The organism is Comamonas sp. Z3, from assembly GCF_008121565.1.
Taxonomy (GTDB): Bacteria; Pseudomonadota; Gammaproteobacteria; order Burkholderiales; family Burkholderiaceae_C; genus Comamonas; species Comamonas brasiliensis.
In genome coordinates, this window is sequence record NZ_VOQU01000003.1 from 445,571 (window position 1) to 463,721 (window position 18,151).

Consider the following 18,151-nt stretch of genomic DNA (forward strand, 5'->3'; position numbering starts at 1 on the left):
GGAGTGCCATGGACTTCTCCAAATTCTTCATAGACCGGCCCATTTTTGCGGTCGTGCTCTCCATCATCATGTTCGCCGTGGGCCTGGTCGCGATTCCGCAGCTACCCGTGGGCGAGTACCCCGAGGTCGTGCCGCCCAGCGTGGTGGTGCGCGCCACCTATCCAGGGGCCAATCCCAAGGAGGTCGCCGAGTCGGTGGCCGTGCCGCTGGAGGAAGCCATCAACGGGGTCGAAGGCCTGATGTACATGAAGTCGGTCGCGGCTTCGGACGGCAGCCTGCAGGTGGTTGCCACCTTCCGCCCCGAGATCGACCCAGACACCGCTGCCGTGCGCGTGCAGAACCGTGTCAGCCAGGCCCAGAGCCGGCTGCCCGAGGAGGTGCGGCAGTTCGGCGTGACCACGCAGAAGCAGGCGTCCACGCCGCTGATGTACGTGGGCCTGGTGTCTCGGGACGGCGCGCATGATGCGCTGTATCTGCGCAACCATGTCACGCTCAAGATCAAGGATGTGCTGGCGCGCATTCCCGGCGTGGGCGACGTGGGCATCTACGGCGCAGGCGACTATGCGATGCGCGTCTGGCTGGACCCGCACAAGGTGGCGGCACGCCAGCTCACGGCCGGCGAGGTGATCGCCGCCATCCGCGAGCAGAACATCCAGGTCTCGGCCGGCCAGCTGGGCGCCGAGCCCAGTGCGCAGAAGTCCGACAAGCTGCTGTCCATCAATGTGCGCGGGCGGCTGAAGACGGCCGAGGAGTTCGGCGACATCGTGCTCAAGAGCGGCGAAGGCGGTCAGGTCGTGCGCCTGGCCGACGTGGCGCGCATCGAGCTGGGCGCCAGCGACTACACGCTGCGCTCGTGGAGCGACACCAAGAACATGGCTGCCGTGGGCATCTTCCTGTCGCCGGGCGCGAATGCGCTGGGCGTGGCCGAGCAGGTCTACGCGGCCATGGACCGGCTCTCCAAGGACCTGCCCGAAGGCGTGGCCTTCGAATCCGTCTGGGACCCCACGGTCTTTGTGCGCGACTCGATCAAGGCCGTGCAGAGCACACTGATCGAGGCCGTGATCCTGGTGGTGCTGGTGGTCATCGTCTTTCTGCAGACCTGGCGCGCCTCCATCATTCCGCTGCTGGCTGTGCCCGTGTCCATCATCGGCACTTTCGCGGGCCTGTACCTGCTGGGCTATTCCATCAACACGCTGACGCTGTTCGGCCTGGTGCTGGCGATCGGCATCGTGGTGGACGACGCCATCGTCGTGGTCGAGAACGTGGAGCGCTACATCGAGCAGGGCCACAGCCCGCAGGAGGCGGCCCATCTGGCCATGAAGGAGGTCTCCGGGCCCATCATCGCCATCGCCCTGGTGCTGTGCGCGGTCTTCGTTCCCATGGCCTTTCTCAGCGGCGTCACGGGCCAGTTCTACCAGCAGTTCGCGGTGACCATCGCCATCTCCACGGTGATCTCGGCCATCAACTCGCTGACCCTGTCGCCGGCGCTGGCGGCCAGGCTGCTGCAGCCGCACGGCGCACCGCGCGACGCGCTGGCACGCGTCATCGACAAGGGCATGGGCTGGTTCTTCCGGCCCTTCAACCGCTTCTTCGATCGCAGCGCCCAGGGCTACCAGAACTCGGTGGGGCGCTCGCTGCGTCGACGTGGCCTGGTGTTCGCGGTCTATGCGGCACTGCTGGCCGGCACCGCCGTGCTGTTCCATGCCGTGCCCGGGGGCTTCATCCCCATGCAGGACAAGCTCTACCTGTTTGCCGGCGCCAAGCTGCCCGAGGGCGCGTCGCTGAACCGTACCGATGCGCTCACGCGCCAGATGGTGGAGACGGCCAAGAGCGTGGATGGCGTGGACATGGTCGCCGCCTTCGCGGGCTTCAATGCGCTGCAGTCCACGACCACGCCCAATCTGAGCAGCTCCTACATCATGCTCAAGCCCTTCGGCGAGCGCACACGAAGCGCCGAGGCCATCAATGCCGAGCTGGGCGCCAAGTTCGCGCAGATCGAGGGCGGTTTCGCCTATGCGCTGATGCCGCCGCCCATCCAGGGCCTTGGCAACGGATCGGGTTATTCGCTGTTCCTGCAGGACCGCGCAGGCCTGGGCTATGCAGCGCTGCAGCAGGCGCTTGAGGCCTTTCAGGCCGAGATTGCCAAGACACCGGGCATGACCTATCCGGTCAGCAGCTACCAGTCCAACATCCCGCAGCTGGAAGTGAAGGTGGACCGCATCAAGGCCAAGGCCCAGGGTGTGGCGCTGACCGACCTGTTCCAGACCCTGCAGGCCTATCTGGGCTCGGTCTACGTCAACGACTTCAACGCCTTCGGCCGCGTCTGGCGCGTGATGCTGCAGGCCGATGCCGACTACCGGCAGGCCGTGGAGGACATCGCCCAGCTGCGCACGCGCAACGCGCGCGGCGAGATGGTGCCCATAGGCTCCATGGTCACCGTGGTGCCCAGCTACGGACCCGATCCGGTGCTGCGCTACAACGGCTTTCCGGCCGCCGACCTGATCGGCGACTCCGATCCGCGCCTGCTGTCCTCGGCCGAGGTGCTGACCAAGCTGCAGGAGATCGCGCAGCGCACGCTGCCGCGCGGCATCGAGCTGGCCTGGACGGATCTGAGCTACCAGCAGGTCGAGCAGAGCCATGCCGCAGCCGTGGTCTTCGTGATCGCCGTGATGCTGGTGTTTCTGGTGCTGGCCGCGCTCTACGAGAGCTGGACCCTGCCGCTGGCCGTGATCCTGATCGTGCCTGTGTGCATCTGCGCGGCGCTGTTCGGCGTATGGCTGGCAGGGGGGGACAACAATGTCTTCGTGCAGGTGGGCCTGGTGGTGCTCATGGGACTGGCCTGCAAGAACGCGATTTTGATCGTCGAGTTCGCACGCGAGCTGGAGATACGCGGTTCGGCAACAGTCGATGCCGCGCTGCAGGCCTGCCGTTTGCGGCTGCGACCCATCGTCATGACTTCCATCGCCTTCATTGCGGGCGCCGTGCCCTTGCTGATCGGCAGCGGCGCGGGCAGCGAGGTGCGGGCGGCCACGGGCGTGACGGTGTTCTCGGGAATGCTGGGCGTGACCTTGTTCGGCCTCTTCCTCACGCCGGTGTTCTACGTCACGCTGCGCCGTCTGTCGGGCCGTTCGCTGGCGGCTCGCACGACCGCCCAGCCGGCCTCTGCTGTGTCACCCGCATCCCTGGAGGGCAGCCATGTCTGATATCTGCAAACCCTTGCGCCGGCATGCACTGGCATGTGCCGTGGCGGGCCTTTCGGCCTTGCTGGCAGGCTGCGCCGTCGGCCCCGATTTCCGCGTACCCGAGCCGCCCCCAGCCGGCGCGCAGTTCGCGCGGGCCGAGCCGTCTGCAGTCCCGCAGCAGGTATTCCCCGAGACCGGTTCCGATGCGGCGTTCTGGCGCCAGTTCCAGGATGGGCAACTGACGCAGCTGGTCGAGCAGGCTCTGCGGGCCAACCAGGAGCTGCGCGGTGCACTGGCGCGACTCGATGCGGCCCAGGCCCTGCTGGGAGAAAGCCGTCTTGATCAGTTCCCCACGCTCACCTTGTCGGGTCAGGCGCTGCAGCAACGACGCAGCGAAAGCCAGGCACCAAGCGGGACACCAAGCGGGCCGCGCAGCCAGCGCAGCTACAGCGTCGGCATCAACGCGAGTTGGGAGCTGGATCTGTTCGGTCGTGTGCGTCGCAACATCGAGGCCGGCAGCGCCGACCTGCGCGCCAGTGCCGCCGACCTGGCCGCGCTGCAGGTCGCCATTGCGGCCCAGGTCGCGGCCGGCTACGCCGATCTGCGCGGCTGGCAGCAGCGCCTGCATCTGGCCGAGGCCAATGCCGCGAATCAGCAGGACACGCTGCGCCTGGTGCAGCTGCGGCTGGCGCACGGCAGCGGCACCGACTTCGACCTGGCGCGCGCCCAGGCGCAGCTGGAGAGCACGCGCTCGCGCATTCCGGCGCTGCAGGCCCGGATCGCCGTGGCCCAGCACCGGCTGGCCGTGCTCACCGGCCAGGTGCCCGAGGCTCTGATCGCGGCGCTGGACGTGCCGGCGGCATTGCCGCAGTTGCCAGAGAGCATCGCTCCCGGCACGCCCGCCGAGCTGTTGCGCCGTCGCCCCGATGTGGCCGCCGCCGAGGCGCGTCTGCATGCCGCCACGGCGCGGGTGGGCGTGGCCACGGCAGAGCTGTTCCCGCGCCTGTCGCTGGGCGGTCTGCTGGGCAGCTCCGCCCTTGGCGCGGGCGCGCTGTTCGAGGCCGGCAGCGCGAGCCGCAGCGTGTTCCTGGGTGTGGACTGGTCTTTTCTCGACGTGGGCCGCGTGCGCGCGCGCATCGCTGCCAGCGAGGCCGGTGCCCAGATCGCGCTGGCCCAGTACCAGCAAAGCGTGCTGCTGGCACTGGAGGACACCGAGAACGCCCTGGTGGGCCTGGCGCGCACCCGCACCGAGGATGCCCATCTGGCCCAGGCCGCCGAGCAGCGAGCACGGGCCGAGCAGCTCGCGCAGCGCCGCTACCGCCTGGGCAGCGTGGGCCTGTACGAGGTGCTGGACGCGCAGCGCGACCTCTACGCGGCCCAGGACGCTGCGGCCGACAGCCGCATGCGTGGCCTGCGCGCCGCCGTGGCGCTGTATCAGGCGCTGGCTGGCGGCTGGGAGGGGCAGCCACCGGCCAGGCCTATGATGGCGTTGCAATGACGCTTTCGCTGTTTCCTGACGATCCCCTGCCCGCCGAAATCATTGATGACGGTGCCGTGCTGCTGCGCGGCTTTGCGACAGCCGAGGAGCAGCGCTGGGTGGCCGAGGCGAGGGCCTTGCAGACACGGGCAGCGTTTCGCACCATGCAGGTGCCCGGCGGCAAGTCCATGTCGGTGGCGATCACCAACGCCGGCGGCTGGGGCTGGATTTCGGATCTGCAGGGCTACCGCTACAGCGCTGCCGATCCGCAGACCGGCAAGCCCTGGCCTGCCATCCCCGCTTTTCTGGGCGAGCAGGCCGCCAGGGCTGCGGCGCTGGCCGGCTATCCGGGCTTTGCGCCCGATGCCTGCCTGATCAACTGCTATCAGCCGGGTGCGCGCATGGGCTTGCACCGCGACCAGGACGAGCATGACTTTGCGGCGCCCATCGTCTCGGTCTCGCTGGGTCTGGCTTGCAGCTTTCTCTGGGGCGGGCTGACGCGCCAGAGTCCCACCCGGCGCCTTGCACTCACCCATGGCGATGTGCTGGTCTGGGGCGGGCCTTCGCGCCTGGTGTTTCATGGCGTCGCTCCGCTCAAGCCGGGCCAGCACCCGCTGCTTGGCAATGAGCGCTGGAATCTGACGTTCCGCATGGCCAAGGCTCGCTACCCGGCAGGCCAGCCATCGGAATAGGCGCTGGCGGCGGGGCAATGCCCGGCTGCCCGGCAAAGCCTGCCAGCTTTCCTACAATGGCGGTCTATGAGCCAGTCGCACCCCACCCCCGCCTACACCCGAGCCCAGGAGCTGCCCGCAACGCTTGCCAAGCGCCTCGTCATTCTTGACGGTGCGATGGGCACCATGATTCAGCGTTTCAAGCTGGGCGAGGCGCAGTACCGCGGCGAAGGCTATGCCGGTGCCGACGCTGTGGACGAGCGCTTCAAGGACTTCGCCTATGACGTCAAGGGCAACAACGAGCTGCTGTCGCTGACCCGTCCCGACGTGATTCGCGACATCCATGAGAAATACCTGGCTGCCGGCGCCGATCTGATCGAGACCAATACCTTTGGTGCGACCACGATTGCGCAGGAGGACTATCACATGGCCGATCTGGCCTACGAGATGAACCTCAAGAGCGCGCAGCTGGCGCGGGCGGCCTGCGACAAGTACAGCACGCCCGATCACAAGCGCTATGTGGCCGGCGCCCTGGGCCCCACGCCCAAGACGGCCTCCATCAGCCCCGATGTCAACGACCCGGCTGCGCGCAACATCACCTTCGAGCAGCTGCGCCAGGCCTATCTGGAGCAGACGCTGGCGCTGATTGAAGGCGGTGCCGACGTGATCCTGGTCGAGACCATCTTCGACACCCTCAACGCCAAGGCCGCGCTGTTTGCCGTGGACGAGGCCTTCGAGCAGACCGGCGAGCGCCTGCCCATCATGATCAGCGGCACGGTCACCGATGCCTCGGGCCGGATTCTGAGTGGACAGACCGTGACGGCCTTCTGGCACAGCGTGCGCCATAGCAACCCGCTGTCCGTGGGCCTGAACTGCGCGCTGGGTGCCACGCTGATGCGTCCCTATGTGCAGGAGCTGGCCAAGGCGGCTCCCGACACCTTCATCAGCTGCTACCCCAATGCCGGCCTGCCCAACCCCATGAGCGACACCGGCTTTGACGAAACGCCCGAGATCACCAGCCGTCTGGTGCACGAATTCGCGGCCGAAGGTCTGGTCAATATCGTGGGCGGCTGCTGCGGCACCACACCCGACCATATCGGTGCCATTGCCAAGGCCGTGCAGGCCACGGCCACGCGCAAGCTGTTCTACCCGGCCGAAGCCTGATTCCGCCCGCAATGGTTCGCCCCTGACCCTCGCTTCGGATCGCAGGCGTGAACCATGCGGCCCCGGCAAGATCCGGGCAGCCCTGGTGCTTGAGCCACAAGCACTGGCAGCTCTTTTTCAGATGCTTATTGCAGGGGCGGGCACAATGGCCTGATTCCGGCTTTGATGTCCCGCCACCGACGACCGCATGACTGCACCACTGCAACCCGTTGCCTCCGTACTGCCCGTGTCCGTGCCCACGGGTCAGGCGGCTGCGCAGGCCGGCAATGTGGCTGCAGCCGCTGGCCCGGATCTTCCCGCAGCGCAGCAGCTGCCCGCCGCTCAGGCGCTGCCCCCGGCGACCAGCATCGTGCAGTGGTCGCCGCAAACCTTGCAGAACCTCAAGCTCCAGGCCTTTGAACATCTGATTGCGCAACTGGCCCTGCAGGTGCAGGCCCAACCTGGTGCGCCTGCGACGAGCTGGCCCAGTCAGGGTCTGCCAGCGGCCGTGCAGCAGTTTGTGCAAAGCCTGCTCGCGCAGGTTCAGGTCAGCCTGCAGGGACAGGCCCGGCCCTTGCAGCTGCTGGCCGGCCAGCAGGGATCGGTTGCGCTGATGCAGGCCTTGGCGCAGGCTGCGGTGTCTGGCGCGCAGCCGCCCAGCTCGGCTTTGCAGACGGCTGCGGCCCTGTCGCCCTCGGCGGCCGTGGCGCTGGAGCAAGCACAGCAGGGCATGGCTGCAACCGCTGCCGGCGGCGCTGCCGCACCGCGTCTGCCCCAGCTGCAGAACTGGCTGGTGCAGCAAGGCACGCTGGCCACGCCGCAAGGCGAGCGCAGCTTTTCCCTGACATTGCAGGTGCCCGCCGCCTGGGCGCAGGCTGTGGGTGCGGCAAGCATTCCGGCAGCCCAGGGAACGGGGACGGCCCTGCGCCTGCCCATGGCGGAGCCGGGTGTCTTGAGCAGCGGTCCTCTGGCTCTGGTGGTGCAGCCGCAGTCGTCGGCGGCGACCAGCACGCTTGCCACCAGCGCATTGCTGTGGCTGGAGTTGCAGCCGGTCACGGCGAGCGCTGCTCAGGCGACGCCGGCACAGATGGCCGGTCTGCCACTGGCCATGCCCGCACCGGCGCTGGCGCAGGAGGTGCAGCAGCTGCTGCAGAACAGGTCCGATCCCTGGCTGATGATGGCAGCGGCCCAGGCTGCCAATGCCCTGCCTGTGCCGCGCCGCAATAGCGGGCACCGTTCGCATTTGTGCATGACCGAAGGCTGTCAGTACCAGGGTCTGGCCCCCTGTGCCCAGCCTTTTTGCAGCGAGATGAATCGCATCTGGGCCGCTTCCGGCGTGGCGCGCAGCGGCTGAACCAAGCTGACGACAGACTGGACTCTGCGCAGGCCAGACTTTCATAATGCGTCTCGTTGCCTGCTTTTTGAGCAGGCTTCTCGGGTCGGAATTGGCAGCCCCGCTGCCAGCCATGTTCCGGCTGTCTTCAGTGCATCAGGCAGTGCCTGACTGCCTGTCATCGCCTCATCTCACAGGTCTTCGACCTTCTCTGTCTTCTGCTGTGCCATGGGCTGGCTGCGGGGGCAGTGACTTCACAATTCAAGGAGAACCATCGGCATGCGCTTGCGTACTGGCATTGCTTGTTCCACATGTTTGACTCTTTTGTCTGCCGCTCTGCCTGCGGCAGCCCAGTCTTCCAGCGTCAGCATTGGCGGTCTGATCGACGGCGGCATCTATCGCGGCTTTGATGGCACGGCCCAGGCCGGCACGATCCAGCGCAGCAATCTCGCGATTGCGGGCTGGGAAGACCTGGGCGGCGGTCTCAAGGCCACATTCCGCCTGAGCGCGCGTTTCGATATCGACACCGGGCGCCTGGAGGATCAGGGCAGCAAGCCGTTCTGGCACGACGAGTCCACGGTGGGCCTGCAAGGCGGCTTTGGCCATCTGCGCCTGGGCCGCGCCCTGTCGGCCATGTGGTCGCAGGACTGGAAATTCGACCCCTGGGCCAATTTCAACCGCATTTCCTCGCCGGCCTGGTACCAGTGGCACTACCTCACGCCTACCGACCGCTACAGCAACAACGGCACGGCCGAGTATGGGCGGATGGCCAACGGCGTCTTCTACGACTCGCCCACGGTGGGCGGTTTCACCCTGCATCTGAGCGCCTCGCCGGAGCGAACCGAGGTGCCGCTGACCCTGCGCCGCGAAGGACGCGGCTACTCGGCCTCTCTCAATTACGACTCGGACAGCCTGAGCGGCATGCTGGCCTTCGAGCGCAACGGCAGCGGTGACAAGGACACTTTTGTCGCGGGTAAATACCGCTTTGGCGCGGCCGCCGTGATGGCCGCCTGGGACTATTCGCGCGTGGCCCAGACGGCACTCTCGGCCAAGGCCCTGACGCTGGGTGCCACCTACCAGATGGGGCAGACCACGCTGAAGGCCGGCTATGGCCGCCAGAGCATGCAGGAGCAGACCAACCATTTCTATTCCCTGGGGGCCGACTACGCGCTGTCCAAGCGCACCACGCTCTATGCCAGCCTGGGGCGCAAGAGCTACGAGTACGGTGCGGACTCGGGAACTTCGTTCGGCGTGGGCATGGCTCACGCCTTCTGAACCCTGCCTACCGCCCTCCAGCCGCAGCCTTGCTGCGGCTTTTTTGTGCCCGGTGCTAATGTCCAACAAGAGTTGAGGGAATTAAATCCGCCAGTTTGGGGTGTTTGTCCGCCTTGGCACGGACGGCACAGCACCGTTTCAGGCCCTGATCCAGGCCTTGTCCGGGTAAAAGTCGCCCAAAACCGTGTTTTTTGGCGATATCTACGCTCTTCCTCGTTGAAATCCAAAGCGTGAATCCGGTGCATTGCGCTGAATTGAGTGCACAAGGGCGGCAGTTGACGGAAGTTATGGCTGGCTGTTTCGAATGCGCGCTGAAAATCTGTCAAATACACTGAAAAATCATTCAAAAATAGCGCTTCTTGCGGCAACTCTTTGGTGACCAACTATTTGCATGCGGGCTCTGTGAATCCTTGATTTTTTTGCCCAAAATGCGCGGCATTCCCCCGATTGAGGAGAGACCGCGATGTCCTATTCCATGCCCGAGCAAGACCACCCAGTGCGCATCGCCGACGCACAGCAAGCCGCCGCCGGCGGCAGCCAGACTGTGCACTGGCATGCACCGGCCAAGCCTGCCGCGGCCGCTCAGGCGCAGCGCTGGCCGGTGGAGGCCGTGCAATCCCTGCTGGATATGCCATTCCTGGATTTGCTGCACCGCGCCCAGAGCGTGCATCGCGAGCACTGGCCTGCTGGCGAGATCGAGCTGGCGACCCTGCTGTCCGTCAAGACCGGCGGCTGCCCCGAGAACTGCGGCTACTGCCCGCAGTCGGCCGAGTTCGATACGGGAGTGAAGGCCGAGAAGCTGATGAGCGTGGAGGAGGTCACCCGCGCCGCCAAGGCGGCCCAGGATGCCGGAGCCACCCGCTTTTGCATGGGCGCCGCCTGGCGCGCGCCCAAGGACCGCGACATCGAGAAGATGAACGAGCTGATCGGTGCCGTGAAGGGGCTGGGCATGCAGACCTGCGCCACGCTGGGCATGCTGCAGCCGCACCAGGCGGCATCGCTGCGCGATGCGGGTCTCGACTACTACAACCACAATCTCGATACCGCGCCGGAGTACTACAAGGATGTGGTCAGCACGCGCCAGTACCAGGATAGGCTGGACACGCTGGCGGCCGTGCGCGATGCGGGCATCAGCGTGTGCTGCGGCGGCATCATCGGCATGGGCGAGACCGAGGTCCACCGTGCCGGCCTGATTGCCCAGCTCGCGAATATGCAGCCCTATCCCGAGTCCGTGCCCATCAACAGCCTGGTGCCCGTGCCCGGCACGCCGCTGGCCGACAGCGAGCCGGTGGACCCGCTGGACTTCGTGCGTGTGATCGCCGTAGCGCGCATCACCATGCCCAAGGCGCGTGTGCGCCTGTCGGCGGGCCGCCAGCAACTGGGCGAGGCCGTGCAGACCCTGTGCTTCATGGCGGGAGCCAATTCCATCTTCTACGGCGACAAGCTGCTGGTGACCGGCAATCCCGATGTGGAGGCCGATACAAGCTTGATGCGCAAGCTGGGCCTCAAGGGCCTGGGGACATCGGCCGCAAGCTGATCCCTGAATCTCCCCCGGCCATCGCGCCGGGGTTTTCTCGTTGCAAATTGCATGGCCCTGCCTCCGGTGCAGGCCAGGCCGCGCTGCGCCTGCGTTTTGACAAGGCCGGTGATTCGCCTCAGGAGTTTTTGATGGACCACAGCCTTGCCAGCCGCAGTCTGCGCCATGTCTGGCACCCTTGCACCCAGATGAAGCGGCACGAAGCCGCGCCGCCGATTGCCATTGACCATGCCAGCGGTCCCTGGCTGATGGATACCGAGGGCCGCCGTTATCTGGACGGTATCAGTTCCTGGTGGGTCAATCTGTTCGGTCACTCGCATCCGCATATCCGGGCGGCACTGACCGAGCAGTTGCGCAAGCTCGATCATGTGATGCTGGCGGGTTTCACCCACGCTCCCGTGGTCGAGTTGTCCGAGCGCCTGGCCGGCCTGACTGGCCTTGGTCATGCGTTCTACGGCAGCGACGGCGCTTCGGCCACGGAGATCGCGCTGAAGATGAGTGCGCATTACTGGCGCAACCAGGGGCAGCCAGCCAAGCACCGCTTCGTGGGCCTGGCCGGCGGCTACCACGGCGAGACCGTAGGTGCGCTGTCGGTCACCGATATTGCGCTGTTCCGCGACGCCTACGGCCCTCTGTTGCGTCTGTCGGCCACCGTGCCCAGCCCCGATGCACGCCAGGCCCGGCCCGGCGAATCCGCTGCCGATGTGGCGCGCCGCGCAGCGGAGGGTCTGGAGGCCTGGCTGCAAGCGCATCACCAGGAGACTGCTGCCCTGATTCTGGAGCCGCTGGTGCAGTGCGCCGCCGGCATGGCCATGCATGACGCCGAATACCTGCGTCTGGCCCGGGCGCTGTGCGATCACTATTCAGTGCATCTGGTGGTGGACGAGATCGCCGTGGGCTTTGGCCGTACCGGCAGCCTGTTTGCCCATCAGCAGGCAGGTATCAGGCCGGACTTCATCTGCCTGTCCAAAGGCTTGACGGGCGGCACGCTGCCCTTGTCTGCCGTGCTGACGACCGATGAGGTCTATGCCGCTTTTTATGACGACGATGCCGCGCGCGGCTTTCTGCACTCGCACTCCTATACCGGCAACCCGCTGGCCTGCCGCGCTGCCGTGGCCACGCTGGAGCTGTTCGAGCAGCTGGACCAGCTGGCTGCCAATCGGCAACTGGCTGAAAAGATCAGTGCTGCATTCGCCGGGCTGAATGCTCACCCCTGCGTCAGCAACGCGCGCCGGCAGGGAATGATATGGGCCTGGGACATCGATACCGCCTTGCCGGACTTCGGGCAGCGCTATCACCAGGCGGCGCTGGATCTGGGCCTGCTGCTGCGCCCCATAGGACGTACGCTTTACTGCATGCCGCCCTATGTGCTGGACGATGCCGATATCACCCACCTGGGTCAGGCCGCGCTGGCCGCGCTGAACACCACCTTGCAGCAGGAAGCGGAGCTTGCCGCGAAGAAGGGAAAAGCATGATCGGCTGTTTCGTCACGGGCACCGATACCGGTGTGGGCAAGACCCTGGCCAGCTGCGCACTGCTGCACGCACTGGCAGGACACCATTCGCGCGTGGTGGGCATGAAGGCCGTGGCCGCAGGCGCCGATCCCGACGGGCAGGGCGGCTGGGTCAACGAAGACACGGTGGCCTTGCGCGCTGCCTCCACGCTGGCCGTGCCGGCAGCGCTGGACAACCCCGTGTTGCTGCCAGACCCCATGTCGCCGCATATCGCGGCCCGGCGCGCGGGCGTGGAGGTGACACTGGCGCCGATTCTGGACGCCTACCGGCAATTGGCGGCGCAGGCCGATGCCGTGGTGGTCGAGGGCGCGGGCGGCTGGCGTGTGCCGCTGTCGGACTCTCTTTGCATTGCCGATCTGGCCGTGGCGCTGCAGCTGCCGGTGGTGCTGGTGGTGGGCCTCAAGCTCGGTTGCCTGAACCATGCGGTGCTGACGGCCGAGGCGATTCGCGCCGCCGGCTTGCCGCTGGCGGGCTGGGTGGCCAGCCGTGTGGAGCCACAGATGCTGGTGCCCGAGGAAAACATGGACTGGCTGCGTCATCAGCTGGGGCGGCTGGGCGCGCCGCTGCTGGCCGATATTCCATGGCAGGCCACTCCCGATCCTCGCCTGACCAGTTTCTCTTTGCCCAAGGAATGGCAATGACCACATCTTCCAATTTCTGGCTGCAGGATATTCCACGGCAGCTGGCTGCCCTGGACGCCGCCGCGCTGCGCCGCACCCGCCGTACCGTGGCGCCCTTGCAAGGTGCGCGCATTCAGGTTGACGGGCAGCCCATGCTGCAGTTCTGCAGCAACGACTACCTGGGGCTGGCCCAGCACCCGGCCATGATTGAGGCGGCCTGCGCCGGTGCGCAGGACTTTGGCGTGGGCTCGGGCGGCTCTCCCATGGTCAACGGCCATAGCACGGCCAATGCCGCGCTGGAGGAAGAGCTGGCCCGCTTTGTGCAACTGCCCCGTGCGCTTTACTTCTATGCCGGGTTTGCCACCAATGCCAGCATCATCCCGGCGCTGGTGGGCGCGGACGGTGCCATTTTTTCGGACGCTCTTAACCACGCCAGCCTGATCGATGGCTGCCGCCTGTCGCGTGCACAGATCCACCGTTTCGGGCATGGCGACCTGGCCACATTGGAGCAGTTGCTGGCTGCTTGCCCGGTGCAGCGCAAGCTGGTGGTGAGCGATGCCGTCTTCAGCATGGACGGCAATGTGGCTGATATCGAGGGTCTGCTGGCGCTGTGCGAGCGCTACGACGCCCTGCTGCTGCTGGACGATGCCCACGGCTTCGGCGTGCTCGGCCCGCAAGGCCGCGGCAGCCTGGCGGCCGCAGGGCTGACGGGGGCCAAGGCTTCGCCACGCGTGCTTTACATGGCCACGCTGAGCAAGGCGGCCGGCGTCTCGGGCGCCTTTGTGGCAGGCCATGAACTGCTGATCGAGTGGCTGCTGCAGAAAACGCGCAGCTACACCTTTGCGACGGCTGCACCCGCGATGCTGGCGCGTGCATTGCAAACCAGTCTGCAGCTGATAGAGCAGCAAAGCGCCCTGCGCCTGCAGTTGCAGGCCCGTATCGCCCAGCTGCGCGCGGGTCTGCAGCCCTTGTTGCAGGGCAAGGGCTGGCGGCTTTTGCCATCGGACACCGCCGTGCAGGCGCTGGTGGTGGGCGGCAACGACGCTGCGCTCAGCCTTATGGAAGGGTTGCGTCGTCATGGCCTGTGGGTGCCGGCGATCCGTCCCCCCACCGTGCCTGTGGGGACGGCACGGCTGCGCATCGCCCTGTCGGCGCTGCACACCGAGGCAGACGTGAAGCAGCTGCTGGCGGCGCTGCAGGAGCTGGCAGGCTGACGCTGGCCGGGCGGAGGGATTTGCACTGACAGGCCTGTGTTGCACAAGGCCCTGGCTGCGGCCTTCGCCGATTTGACCGTTATCAAACCGAACTTTCCGGCCCTTGGGCCATTCACGGGCCGGTGGTGCGATTGCGCTTGGGCGCGTGCGGATTCTTGATTCTCAACCTCGCAGTCAGGAGCGATTTTGATAGGTTTTTCTCGAGGTCTGGCCGCGTCGCTGGGCATGTTTGCGCTGGGTGCGGCCTGGGGCCAGTCTTCCCAGGTCCAGATCAGCGGTCTGCTTGATCTGGGCATTTACCGCGACTTCAAGGGCACGGCGCAGCTGGGCACGATTCAACGCAGCCACATCACATTTTCGGGTGTCGAGGATCTGGGGGGCGGACTCAAGACCACGTTTCGCCTCAGCCATCGACTGGATCTGGACACCGGTCTGAACGAAGGCTTTGGGCAAAAACCCTTCTGGCACGGTGAATCCACTGTCGGCCTGCGCGGCGACTGGGGTCATGTGCGCATGGGGCGGGCTTTGTCGGCACTCTGGGCCCATGACTGGAAGTTCGATCCCTGGGGGCATATCAATCGCGTGGCCTCCTCGGCCTGGTACCAGTGGTTCTATTACGCGCCCACGGATCGTGTCAGCAACAACGGCGCGCCCGAATTCGGCCGTACGCCGAACGGCATTTTCTATGACTCGCCCACGCTTGGCGGCTTCACCCTGCATCTGAGCGGATCGCCCGAGCGTACCCAGGGCGCGGGCGGTGGCAAGCCCTATGCGGCATCGCTGGAATACGCCAGTGGTCCGCTGTCGGGCCTGCTGGCGCTTGACCGCAACGGCAGCGGCGACCGGGCCCTGTTTGGGGCCGTCAAGTACCGGCTGGGCGTCACCACGCTGGGCGAAACGACGCTGGGCGACACTTCGCTGATGGCTTCGGCCGACGACAGCTGCAGGGCCCAGGGCCTGGGGCGCTCGCGCGTGCTCTCGGTCGGTGCCACGCACAAGCTGGCCGCGCAGACCACGCTCAGGGTCGGCGTGGGGCGGCAGAAGCTTGATGGCGATACCCGTCTGTTCTATTCGCTGGGCGCAGACCATGCGCTGTCCAGACGCACCACGCTATACCTCAGCCTGGGGCACCAGCGGCCGGACCACAAAGGCGGCAGCACCTCGCTGGGCGCAGGCATGTCGCACGCCTTCTGAGGTGATAAAAAGCCGCTGTTCTTGCCGCGGCTTGTCGATGGGGCGCAGGCCGGTCTACTTGCTCGCACCGTCCACCCGCTTGGGCACGGCACGGCACGGCTGCGCACTCTGCTGGCGGGGGGCACACCAGGACTGCTGGTGCTGCATCGGGTACCGGGTGCATGGAGCCGGTCAGGTGCCTAGCGTACGCAGCACGCTCGCCAGCTTTTTGGCAGCGACTTCCAGCTCATGCGGTGTGTGAGCGGCAAATCCCATGAGAAAACCCGCCTGGTGCGGGTTCGATGCATGCAACTGCGTCAACCCGAGCAGGTCGATGTCCGCTTTGCGGGCGCAATCCACGGCGGCGCGCTCGGAAATGTCGCGAATCAAGCGACACGGCATCTGCATGCCGCCCGCAGGCACCCTCGGCTCCAGAAAATCCCCCAGGTGCTCGCGTACCAGCCGAGCCAGCACGTCACGCCGCTCGGCATAGACGGCGCGCATGGTACGCACATGCGCGCCCAGGTGTCCGCCTTCGATGAACCGCGCCAGTGTCAATTGCGCAATGGGTGCGCTGTGTCCATCGAGCAAGGTCCGCGCCACCGTCATGGGGGCAACCAGCGAAGCTGGCAACACCATATAGGCAATGCGCAGCCCGGGGAACATCGACTTGGTGAAGGTGCCGATATAGATGGTGCGCTCGTGCTGATCGAGCCCCTGCACGCAGGCCTTGGGCTTGCCGGCGTAGTGAAACTCGCTGTCGTAGTCATCTTCGATGATCCACGCCTGCTCCTGCTGCGCCCAGGCAATGGCGGCTAGCCGGCGATCCAGGGCCAGAGTGGTGCCCGTCGGGAACTGGTGGGAGGGCGTCAGGAACACGGCCTTGGCGCAGGGCATGGTCTGCAATAGATCCACCTGCATGCCGTCGGCATCCAGCGGCACGGGCACGCACTCCAGCCCCGCCGCATCGAAGGCTTTGCGTGCGCCGTGATACACCGGGTCTTCGATGAAGATGCGGTCACCTGCATCGAGCAGCACATTGGCACACAGGGTCAGCGCCTGCTGCGAACTGGTCAACACCAGCACGCGTTCGGGCGTGGCGCGCGCGCCGCGCTCCAGGTTGACATAGGCGGCAATGGCCTGGCGCAAAGCCTCGGTGCCCTGTGGCGGACTGTGCAGCAGAGCCTGGGTGCCGTACTCCTTGAAAACCTGCCGCTGCAACCTTTCCCAGGTCTGAAGCGGAAAGTTGCGTGTCTCCGGCACACCGGGCGCAAAAGCGCGTGGGGCCAGGAAATCACGCAGGCCACCGCCCGCGAACATGGCTGCGCCACGCTGGCTCAAGCGCAAGGCGGGAGTGTGCCCTACAGGGCTGTACATCTGGCCACGCCCCGGAAGTCGCTGCACCTGCTCGGACACAAAGCTGCCGCTGCCCGTGCGTCGTTCGATAAAGCCTTCGGCATGCAACTGGGTATAGGCGGTCTCCACCGTATCGCGCGAGACGGCCAGCGATTGGGCCAGGGCGCGCGATGCCGGCAGGCGCCGGCCCACGTCCAGCGCGCCATCGAGGATCAGCTGCCGCAGGGCCCGCTGGATGCGGGCATGCAGCGGCAAGGGGCCATGAGCGGGGTCGCTGATCCAGGCCTTGACGGATTCGAGTTGGGCGTGCTTGAACAATTGGTCTGTATGCCTTCAAAAAAGTGGCGGGGAACATCAGTCCATTTTGATTCTATAAATCGCAGGCCTCCCAAGGCCAATCAATTTTCAAGAGCTCCTGCAAGACCATGTCAACCATCCACTCGCCAGCGCGCCTTCGCTGGAACGATCTCATTCATCCCGTCGTGGCAGGCCTGATCTCGGTCATCGTCAACTACGGCGGCACCTTCATCCTGGTGTTCCAGGCGGCCAAGGCGGCGGGCCTCGACCCGGAGCTGACGGCCTCCTGGGTATGGTCGATTTCGATGGGCGTCGGGGTGACAGGCCTGTTGCTGAGCTGGGTGACGCGCGAGCCCATCATCACGGCCTGGTCCACGCCTGCGGCGGCCTTCCTTGTGACGGCCCTGGCGACCACGCCTTACGCCGAGGCCGTGGGGGCCTATCTGGTCTCGGCGCTGGCTTTCGTGGTGCTGGGACTGTCGGGCTATTTCGAGCGCGTCATCCGGCTGATTCCCGCCGGCGTTGCGGCCGGGCTGCTCGCGGGCATCCTGCTGCAATTCGGTATCAAGGCGTTTGGCGGCATGAGCGTCGATCCCGCGCTGGCTGGCCTGCTGATCGTGGCCTATGTGGTGCTCAAGCGGATTTCGGCACGCTATGCCGTCGTCGGCATTCTGGTGCTGGGGCTGGTCTTTTTGCTGTCCCAGAACCGGGTTGATTTGTCCGGGCTGGAGTTGAAGCTCGCTGCTCCCGTGTTCACCAGGCCGGAGTTCTCGCTCAATGCCCTGCTCAGCGTCGCGCTGCCGCTGTTTCTCATCACGCTGACCGGCCAGTACATGCCCGGCATGCTGGTGCTGCGCAACGATGGCTTCAAGACCAGTGCCAACCCCATCGTCACGATCACGGGCCTGGGATCGCTGCTCATGGCGCCGTTTGGTTCGCACGCATTCAACATCGCCGCGATCACGGCCGCCATCGCCACGGGCCCGCAGGCGCATGAAGATCCGTCCAGGCGCTGGATCGCCGGCGTTGCTGCAGGCCTGTGCTACATCCTGGTCGGCATGTTCGGGGTCACGCTGGCGGCGGTCTTCATGGCTTTTCCTGCCACCTTCATCACCACGCTGGCGGGACTCGCCCTGCTGGGGACCATTGGCACCAGCCTGGCCACGGCCCTGGCGGATGCCAAGGTGCGCGAGGCCGCGCTGATCACCTTCCTGGCTGCCGCCGCCAACATCACGCTGCTGGGTATTGGCGGTGCCTTCTGGGGCCTGATTATCGGACTGCTCTGCTACGCGGTGCTCAATGGGCAGATGCCGTGGAGCGCACGGCCGGGCGCGACAGCCGCCATCGAACAAGCATGAG

Annotated in this window: 13 protein-coding genes; 12 read left to right on the top strand and 1 reads right to left on the bottom strand. The window is 66.2% G+C overall.

Features of this window, described 5'->3' with window-relative positions; genetic code table 11:
* Nucleotides 1–8 precede the first annotated feature (8 nt).
* The 11 genes from FSY59_RS10540 (at nt 9) to FSY59_RS10590 (ending at nt 15,160) form a co-directional block, all read left to right on the top strand.
* On the top strand, nt 9–3,203 hold the full coding sequence (locus FSY59_RS10540) for an efflux RND transporter permease subunit (RefSeq protein ID WP_148728929.1): 3,195 nt from the start codon (nt 9–11) through the stop codon (nt 3,201–3,203).
* A complete protein-coding gene (locus tag FSY59_RS10545) occupies nt 3,196–4,680 on the top strand; it encodes an efflux transporter outer membrane subunit (protein WP_148728930.1) in 1,485 nt (494 codons plus the stop codon). Before FSY59_RS10540 ends, FSY59_RS10545 begins: the two co-directional genes overlap by 8 nt.
* Nucleotides 4,677–5,351, top strand: a complete 675-nt coding sequence (alkB, locus tag FSY59_RS10550) for a DNA oxidative demethylase AlkB (RefSeq protein WP_003059672.1) — start codon at nt 4,677–4,679, stop codon at nt 5,349–5,351. Before FSY59_RS10545 ends, alkB begins: the two co-directional genes overlap by 4 nt.
* Before the next feature lie 66 nt (nt 5,352–5,417).
* Complete coding sequence (locus FSY59_RS10555; RefSeq protein ID WP_003059671.1) at nt 5,418–6,494, top strand: homocysteine S-methyltransferase family protein; 1,077 nt, start codon at nt 5,418–5,420, stop codon at nt 6,492–6,494.
* Nucleotides 6,495–6,681: 187 nt separating this feature from the next.
* Entirely contained in the window at nt 6,682–7,827 is a 1,146-nt protein-coding gene (locus FSY59_RS10560; protein WP_148728931.1) for a Fe-S oxidoreductase, read from the top strand.
* 258 nt (nt 7,828–8,085) lie between these two features.
* Nucleotides 8,086–9,081, top strand: a complete 996-nt coding sequence (locus FSY59_RS10565) for a porin (protein ID WP_148728932.1) — start codon at nt 8,086–8,088, stop codon at nt 9,079–9,081.
* A 475-nt stretch (nt 9,082–9,556) separates the two neighbouring features.
* Nucleotides 9,557–10,618 (top strand): biotin synthase BioB, encoded by a 1,062-nt coding sequence (gene bioB / locus FSY59_RS10570; protein WP_034399978.1) that lies wholly within the window; start codon nt 9,557–9,559, stop codon nt 10,616–10,618.
* A 131-nt stretch (nt 10,619–10,749) separates the two neighbouring features.
* Entirely contained in the window at nt 10,750–12,093 is a 1,344-nt protein-coding gene (bioA, locus tag FSY59_RS10575) for an adenosylmethionine--8-amino-7-oxononanoate transaminase (protein ID WP_003059667.1), read from the top strand.
* Nucleotides 12,090–12,773 (top strand): dethiobiotin synthase, encoded by a 684-nt coding sequence (gene bioD / locus FSY59_RS10580; protein ID WP_050873016.1) that lies wholly within the window; start codon nt 12,090–12,092, stop codon nt 12,771–12,773. Before bioA ends, bioD begins: the two co-directional genes overlap by 4 nt.
* Nucleotides 12,770–13,966, top strand: a complete 1,197-nt coding sequence (gene bioF / locus FSY59_RS10585; protein WP_148728933.1) for an 8-amino-7-oxononanoate synthase — start codon at nt 12,770–12,772, stop codon at nt 13,964–13,966. Before bioD ends, bioF begins: the two co-directional genes overlap by 4 nt.
* Before the next feature lie 225 nt (nt 13,967–14,191).
* The gene (locus FSY59_RS10590) at nt 14,192–15,160 is read left to right on the top strand and encodes a porin (protein WP_148729024.1); all 969 of its coding nucleotides are present in this window, start codon (nt 14,192–14,194) and stop codon (nt 15,158–15,160) included.
* A 171-nt stretch (nt 15,161–15,331) separates the two neighbouring features.
* Here FSY59_RS10590 and FSY59_RS10595 read toward each other — a convergent pair whose 3' ends face one another.
* The gene (locus FSY59_RS10595) at nt 15,332–16,813 is read right to left on the bottom strand and encodes a PLP-dependent aminotransferase family protein (protein WP_148728934.1); all 1,482 of its coding nucleotides are present in this window, start codon (nt 16,811–16,813) and stop codon (nt 15,332–15,334) included.
* Nucleotides 16,814–16,920: 107 nt separating this feature from the next.
* Here FSY59_RS10595 and FSY59_RS10600 point away from each other — a divergent pair, with 107 nt between their 5' ends.
* Nucleotides 16,921–18,150 (top strand): benzoate/H(+) symporter BenE family transporter, encoded by a 1,230-nt coding sequence (locus FSY59_RS10600; RefSeq protein ID WP_148728935.1) that lies wholly within the window; start codon nt 16,921–16,923, stop codon nt 18,148–18,150.
* Nucleotide 18,151 lies beyond the last annotated feature (1 nt).

Excerpts from the sequence above, each read along its gene's own strand:
- FSY59_RS10545 (WP_148728930.1), top strand. The coding sequence starts at position 3,196 with ATGTCTGATATCTGCAAACCCTTGCGCCGGCATGCACTGGCATGTGCC.
- FSY59_RS10600 (WP_148728935.1), top strand. The coding sequence starts at position 16,921 with ATGTCAACCATCCACTCGCCAGCGCGCCTTCGCTGGAACGATCTCATT.
- FSY59_RS10540 (WP_148728929.1), top strand. The coding sequence starts at position 9 with ATGGACTTCTCCAAATTCTTCATAGACCGGCCCATTTTTGCGGTCGTG.
- bioB (WP_034399978.1), top strand. The coding sequence starts at position 9,557 with ATGCCCGAGCAAGACCACCCAGTGCGCATCGCCGACGCACAGCAAGCC.
- FSY59_RS10565 (WP_148728932.1), top strand. The coding sequence starts at position 8,086 with ATGCGCTTGCGTACTGGCATTGCTTGTTCCACATGTTTGACTCTTTTG.
- alkB (WP_003059672.1), top strand. The coding sequence starts at position 4,677 with ATGACGCTTTCGCTGTTTCCTGACGATCCCCTGCCCGCCGAAATCATT.
- bioF (WP_148728933.1), top strand. The coding sequence starts at position 12,770 with ATGACCACATCTTCCAATTTCTGGCTGCAGGATATTCCACGGCAGCTG.
- FSY59_RS10590 (WP_148729024.1), top strand. The coding sequence starts at position 14,192 with ATGTTTGCGCTGGGTGCGGCCTGGGGCCAGTCTTCCCAGGTCCAGATC.
- FSY59_RS10560 (WP_148728931.1), top strand. The coding sequence starts at position 6,682 with ATGACTGCACCACTGCAACCCGTTGCCTCCGTACTGCCCGTGTCCGTG.
- bioA (WP_003059667.1), top strand. The coding sequence starts at position 10,750 with ATGGACCACAGCCTTGCCAGCCGCAGTCTGCGCCATGTCTGGCACCCT.
- FSY59_RS10555 (WP_003059671.1), top strand. The coding sequence starts at position 5,418 with ATGAGCCAGTCGCACCCCACCCCCGCCTACACCCGAGCCCAGGAGCTG.
- bioD (WP_050873016.1), top strand. The coding sequence starts at position 12,090 with ATGATCGGCTGTTTCGTCACGGGCACCGATACCGGTGTGGGCAAGACC.